The sequence below is a fragment of the Campylobacter sp. BCW_6871 genome (genome assembly GCF_001762325.1).
In the GTDB taxonomy this organism is placed as follows: domain Bacteria; phylum Campylobacterota; class Campylobacteria; order Campylobacterales; family Campylobacteraceae; genus Campylobacter_D; species Campylobacter_D jejuni.
Genome location: NZ_MJWQ01000063.1, coordinates 1082 through 2793 on the forward strand (window position 1 = coordinate 1082; position 1712 = coordinate 2793).

Consider the following 1712-nt stretch of genomic DNA (forward strand, 5'->3'; position numbering starts at 1 on the left):
TCATGAGAGTTTTTAGCCACTCTTACTTTATTATCTACTCCTACATTTAAGGTATTGCTTAATCCTACTATGGTATCTTTAGATAAGCCTACATTAGTTAAGTATTCTCCTCCTATATTGACATTTTTAGCTAAGTCTATGATTTGAGTATGAATCTTTTTAATCCTTTCATTATAAATTCCATCCACTATAGAATCTTTATCATTTAAGATTCTTTGAGTGAAATTATGCTGGACTAATTCATCATAATCCTTTTGGGCTTTTAAATAAATTTGTTCTTTATCTTTTATATTTGAGAGGGTAAGTTCATTATAACCTTCTTCATTAACACCTATGGTTTTAGAAGAAAGAGAAGTTTGGTGATCATTAAAAGGAAGATTTACTAAACTTGGATTAGTCCCATTATACAAACTTCCACTTACATAAGGCTTATCTATATCATCATCTAAAAAAGAAATAATCACTTCATCTCCAATTCTTGGAGTATGATAAAAACCTGAATGATTACTTGCTATACTAGAAGCTACTCTTAAAAAAGGAGTGTGATGATATAAACTTTCTTTTTCATCTAATTCTTCTTGATTAGCATAAAGATTAATCCTTACCTTAACCCTTCCATGCTCATCAGTATAAATAGTATTTCTCTCACTTTCTATATCCTTACTCTCTCCTATAACAATACCTTGAGTGCTATTAGGAGCTTTAGGTTTAACTTTAAAACTTGGAGTAAAGATAATATTCTTTTTTAATAAAGTTAAAGTATTGGAATAAGATTTACTTAAATTTAAATCTTTTAAATTTAAATGATCATTAGTATTAATAGAATTAGCTAAGATGGCATCATCAATTAAGATTTGAGTATTAGCAATAATAATAAAGTCTTTAAGCAAAGAAGCTTTATCTTGTTTTTCTTCATCTTGATTTTTTATTTCTTCTTGATGATTAAACTCCTTATAATTTAAAGTGATAAAATCTCCTAAGCTAAGATGATAAATATTACTTTTTGCTAGTAAGCTTTCATTTAATACTAAGGCTCTTTTTTCTTTAAGAGAAGGCTTAGTCTTTAAATCAATGCTTTTTGTAAAAGAATATTCACTCTCATAAAAATGTTCATTATAATAAGCCTTGTTATTAAGTTCTTGTTCATAAGGAACTTTACTAGAGTGTAAGGATAAAAGATTTAAAGGAGTATTGGCATTGATACTAGAATGTGTAAAAGAATTAGTTCTTAAGCTTTGTTCTTTATAAATAGAAGAAATACAAGCTTGATTTAAAATATTATTAACATTAGGATTATATTCTATCTCTTTATTTTTTACATTTTTATATACATCACAAAAATAAATAGTGTTCTCATCTTCATAAAAAAAGATTCCATTATTATGGCTTAATCTTGTAATAAAGTCTAAATCACTTTCATTGTATTGAGAGATGAGTTCTTGTTTTTCATAATTAAAATGTATATTAGAATAATCAATTTCTTTATGTAAGATATCTTGATAAAAACTAAGGGTTTGTTTAATCACTTCTATAATATTAGTATGAGTATAAATACGATTGGCTTTATTTAAAGAAAGTCTTATCAAGACTGATTGAAGCTTAAAAGAAAAAAAATGCTTGTATTTTATTTGCTTAGTATTTGAAGCGCTATCATTAATATTTAAAGCACTTTCATGATTAATACCTAGATATTTTATATAAGTGATAATTCC

The 1712-nt window shown here is 25.7% G+C and carries 1 protein-coding gene; it reads right to left on the bottom strand.

The window, feature by feature from the left end:
• A partial coding sequence (locus AJ930_RS06785; protein ID WP_148122813.1) for a type VI secretion system Vgr family protein occupies positions 1–1712 on the bottom strand: 1712 nt, incomplete at both ends.